General features: G+C 69.2%; 4 protein-coding genes. 3 read left to right on the top strand and 1 reads right to left on the bottom strand.

Annotated elements, in window-relative coordinates; all coding sequences use genetic code 11:
* Positions 1-137: 137 nt before the first annotated feature.
* Entirely contained in the window at positions 138-671 is a 534-nt protein-coding gene (locus tag AC08OV_RS19355) for a hypothetical protein (protein ID WP_476615321.1), read from the bottom strand.
* A 424-nt stretch (positions 672-1,095) separates the two neighbouring features.
* On the opposite strand from AC08OV_RS19355, the gene AC08OV_RS19350 reads away from it, so the two are divergent.
* Genes AC08OV_RS19350 through AC08OV_RS19340 form a run of 3 tightly spaced genes read left to right on the top strand, consistent with a single transcriptional unit; the run spans position 1,096 to position 4,565 of the window.
* A complete protein-coding gene (locus tag AC08OV_RS19350) occupies positions 1,096-2,757 on the top strand; it encodes an ABC transporter substrate-binding protein (RefSeq protein ID WP_476615322.1) in 1,662 nt (553 codons plus the stop codon).
* A 6-nt stretch (positions 2,758-2,763) separates the two neighbouring features.
* Positions 2,764-3,717, top strand: a complete 954-nt coding sequence (locus AC08OV_RS19345; protein WP_476615323.1) for an ABC transporter permease — start codon at positions 2,764-2,766, stop codon at positions 3,715-3,717.
* On the top strand, positions 3,714-4,565 hold the full coding sequence (locus AC08OV_RS19340; protein WP_476615324.1) for an ABC transporter permease: 852 nt from the start codon (positions 3,714-3,716) through the stop codon (positions 4,563-4,565). The genes AC08OV_RS19345 and AC08OV_RS19340 overlap by 4 nt, the downstream gene beginning before the upstream one ends.

Below are 4,565 nucleotides of genomic sequence, written 5' to 3'. Positions count from 1 at the left end.
GCCCTGGGACGGGCGGGTTCGAGGGTATCCTGGGAACGGTCGGTGATATCGGTCCGCCGGAAACCGTTGGCCGAGTGGAGCGGATCCGCCCACCTCGCGGGCAGGCCGGTGGACCGCTCACAGGACGCTGAACCGGGTCAGACCTGTGGAGCGGGCTGCTGGAATGGCCGTGCCCTGGTGGTCGCCTCCCACCTCCAAGAAGTGCGTCGAGGGCGGCCGTCGAGCTCACTCCGGCCGGTGCACCACAGCAGCACCTGAGCCGGATCTCCGTCCGGTGCATCGGGGAACAGACGGCGAAGCACCCGTATGCCCAGGGGTGCTGGAAACCGCCAGGGGACCGTCAGCCCCGCGGCGATGTCCCAGGTATGGAGGAGGATTTCGGTGACGCCCATCGCCGCGAAGCCTTCGGGATCGCATGGCCCCCAATGCCAGGCCTGCGTTGCGGGGTCGGCGGTGGCCAGCGCGCTGCTGAGCAGTCCACCGCACGCGGTGATGACCTGGAGCACCTCGCGCGGTGGCGTGTCCGGGGGAACGGTCAGATCGAAGGGCAGGCAGGCGTGGGTGGGCCGGGCCGCTAGCTGTCCGGAGTAAGCCAGCAGATCGTGAGCAACGTGGGCAGCTGTCGTCCAGTAGCTCCATTCCAGATGGCATACGGAACGTATATCGCTCATGTACTCAAGGTTGTATGGGTGCGTGTCATTGCGCTGTGCCCGACCCTCGGCTATGGTCAGAGTGTGATGTTGAAGTGGGCATTTGTTGCCCGGAGGTATCTCGACCTCCGCCGCGTCGCAAGCTCCCTGTGTTGTCGCTGACGGGGAGAACGAGCTGGCCGCACGTCGCGTGGATTTAGCGGTCAACATTGTTCCCGAAAATTTCCTCCAGATTTTGACGGTCCTTCTCCCGGATAATTGCCGGGGTCGGGTGTCGGCTCCGATCGCCGATTTTCTGGACGGGCACGTGTCGTTTGGGTGATCGGGCGCTGACCCACACTTCACACTTCCACGTCGCGACCATCGCGGTGCGACGCCCGTCCTCCTCTTCCTCTTCCTCCTCCTCGTTCGTCCTCCTCGTTCATCACGCAAAGGATCCATATCCATGTCGTCATTTCCGACTTCCCCGATCGACATCGACGGGAATCGGACGTCCTCCGCCGCCGAGCATCCCGTGCGCGCCCTGCTCACCCGCCGTGGCCTGCTGGGCGGTGTCGGTGCGGGCGGCATCGCCGCGTTCCTCGCGGCCTGCGGCAGCTCCGGATCCAGCGCGGACACGGGCGCGGCCGGCGCGTCGGGCGCCGCGGGAGGCCGGCGCGGCGGCCTGATCACCCTGGGGGCTCCGACGCCGCCCACCGCGCTGGACCCGGTGACCATGTACGACGGCACCGCGATCGCGCTGGTCCAGCTCGTCGCCGAGTACCTGATCTGGCTCGATCCGGACTTCCAACTCCGCCCTCAGCTCGCGACCGGGTGGACGTCGTCCGACGCGGGACGCACCTGGTCGTTCACGTTGCGCAAGGGCGTGCTCTTCTCCGACGGCACCCCGCTGGACGCGCCGACCGTGAAGGCGTCGTTCGACCGGCTGCTGGACCCGGCGAACAAGTCCGCCGCCCTGTCCGCCTTCGCGTCGGTCCTCAAGGCCAGCGGCGTGGCGGTGTCGGGGGCGGATACGGTGGTTTTCCACCTCGAACGGCCGTTCTCCGACTTCCCCTACCTGGTGTCCGCGGGCAACTACAACGCGGTCGTGCTCAAGAGCGACTACAAGGTCGGCACGTTCGCCACGAAGGCGATCGGCACCGGGCCGTTCCTGCTCGACTCCTACGACGTCGGCAGGGGAGCCTCGCTGCGCCGCAACCCGAAGTACCGGGACGCCGGCAAGCCCTACCTCGACGGCGTCAAGGTGACCTTCCACAAGGACGCCCAGGCCGACCTGCTGGCATTGCAGAGCGGCGCCATCGACGCGCAGATCCTGTCCGAGGCCGACCTCGTCGTCCCGATCGCCGGAAGCAACTCCATCGCCGTCGACAAGGTCAGCGGTACCAGCCTGACCGTGCTCACCCTGCGCGTCGACAAGCCACCGTTCACGAAGAAGGAGGTCCGGCAGGCCATCGCCTACGCGTTGGACCGGCCGGGTGTCCTCGCCTCCGTCTACAACGGGGTCGGCGTCCTCGGCAACGACCACCTTCTCGCGCCCGCGTTCGCGGCCGCCCCGAAGGACCTCGCGCAACGCGCGAAGGACGCGGCGAAGGCCCGGTCGCTGCTGTCCGCCGCGGGGGTCGAGAACCTGCGGTTCACTCTCAGTTTCGGTGCCCCGAACAAGGCCTACGCGCTGGTCATCCAGGACCAGCTCAAGCAGGTGGGGATCACGGTCGATCTCGACCAGCAGACCTCCGACGCGTTCTACGGCGGCAACCAGGAGACCGACACCCCCTGGCTGTTCACCACCGCGAACCTCGTCGGCTGGGTGGGCCGCCCGACGCCAAGCCAGTTCATCATCCCGATGGTGAAGAGCCACGCGGTCTGGAACGGTTCGAAGTACGCCAACCCCGCCCTGGACGCCGCGGCCGACGCCTACGACGCCGCGACCGACCCCGCCGAGCGGAAGAAGCAGGCCGAGATCATCGCGCGGGCCCTTCACGAGGACGTGCCGGTCATCATCACCGTGTGGTCCGGGGCCGTCCGGGCCTACCGGTCCGACCGGGTCAGAGGGCTACGCGCCCACCCGTCGGCCTTCCTCGACCTGACAACCGTGAGCCGGGCCTGATCCGGCATGGTGCGTTTCCTGGCCCGGCGGCTGGCGACGATCCCCGTCACCATGCTGGCGGTCAGCTTCCTGGTGTTCATCGCCACCGAACTGATCCCCGGCGACGTGGCGCGCGTCGTGCTGGGCCGGGAGGCCAGCCAGGCGTCGGTGGACGCGCTGCGCCACCAGTTGCGTCTCGACGAGCCGCTGGTGCCCCGCTACCTGCACTGGCTGGGTGGGTTCGCCACCGGTGACTGGGGGCGCTCCTACACGCTCGGAGTCGACGTCCGCCCGCTGGTGATCGAGCGTCTGCTCGACAGCGCGACGCTTGCCCTGCTCGCCTTCGTCCTGCTGGTCCCTGTCGCGCTGGCGCTCGGCCTTGCGGCGGGATTGCGCGAGGGGCGGCTGACCGACCGGATCCTCAGCGTCACAGGCCTGAGCCTCGGTGCCGTTCCCGAGTTCGTCACCGGCGTCGTGTTGCTGGTGCTCTTCAGCGTGAAGCTGCACTGGCTGCCCTCGTCGGCGCAGGCACCGCCGGGGGCCGGTCCGCTGACCTTGATCCGGCATCTGCTGCTGCCCGCGGTCTGCCTGGTCCTGCTGTGCACCGGCTATGTCGCCAGGCACGTGCGGGCGAGCACGGTCGCGGTCCTCGCCAGCCCGTTCATCCGGGCAATGCGGGTGCGTGGCATGTCCGAGGCGCAGCTCGTGCGCGGGCACGTGCTGCGCAACTCGCTGGTGCCGGCGACGAGCGCGCTCGCCGTGCAGTTGCAGTTCCTGCTCGCGGGACTGGTGACCGTCGAGCTGCTGTTCGGCTACCAGGGCATCGGCGACCTGCTGCTGTCGTCGGCGACCAGCAAGGACGTGCCGACCCTGCAGGCCGGCGCGATCGTGCTCGGCGCGGTGGGGATGGGCATCTACGTCGTCGCAGACCTGGTGTACGCGCTGCTCGATCCGCGCGTACGGGTGGGGAGGGCGCGGTGAACGACACCGCGGTGGATTCCGCGGCGAGCGTCACGGTCGGCTCCCGGGCTGGCTTCCGGGCTGGCTTCGTGGTCGGCGCGTTCCTGCTGGTCGGCTGGGTCGTCGTCGCGGTGTTCTGGCCGCAGCTGGCGCCGGCGGATCCGATGGCCCAGCATCCGTCCCAGCGGATGCTGGGGCCGGGCGGCGGGCACCTGTTCGGCACCGACCAGTTCGGCCGGGACGTGCTGTCGCGGGTGATGGCAGGAGCCCGCCCGGTGCTCGAGGTCGCTCCGCTGGCGACCGCGCTCGGGGTGGCGGTCGGAAGCCTGCTCGGGCTTGTGTGCGGCGCGCGGCGCGGCCTGTTCGACGAGATCGTGATGCGGGTCGTCGATGTGCTCGCTGTCTTCCCGAATCTGGTCGCGGCCGTGGTGGTGGTGGCACTTGTGGGCCGCTCGACGACCACCCTCGTCCTGGTCATCGGAACGTTCTTCGTCCCGATCGTGACCCGCAGCGTGCGGGCGGCCGTGCTGGTCGAGCGGGAGAAGCCCTATGTCGAGGCCGCCCGGCTGCGTGGCGAGCCGTTCTGGTCGCTGCTGTGGCGGGAGGTGCTGCCCAACGTGACCGGAACCGTGCTGGTCGAGGCGACGTCGAGGCTGGGCGACGCGGTCTTCGCCGCCTCGACCCTGTCCTTTCTCGGACTCGGCCAGCCACCGGGATCCCCGGAGTGGGGGGCCTCCGTGGCCGACAACCGGGTCTTCCTCCAGCAGGGCTGGTGGACGGTGCTGTTCCCGGCGCTCGCCGTCGGAAGTCTCGTCATTGGTGTCGCGCTGATCGCCGACAACCTGCGGGAACAGGCCGCGCGGCGATGA

It is taken from the genome of Frankia sp. CeTa3Moorea (assembly GCF_978021225.1).
The sequence above is the reverse complement of the archived record's forward strand: the minus strand, read 5'-3'. Positions and strand labels throughout refer to the sequence as shown.

Excerpts from the sequence above, each read along its gene's own strand:
- AC08OV_RS19345 (WP_476615323.1), top strand. The coding sequence starts at position 2,764 with ATGGTGCGTTTCCTGGCCCGGCGGCTGGCGACGATCCCCGTCACCATG.
- AC08OV_RS19355 (WP_476615321.1), bottom strand. The coding sequence starts at position 671 with ATGAGCGATATACGTTCCGTATGCCATCTGGAATGGAGCTACTGGACG.
- AC08OV_RS19350 (WP_476615322.1), top strand. The coding sequence starts at position 1,096 with ATGTCGTCATTTCCGACTTCCCCGATCGACATCGACGGGAATCGGACG.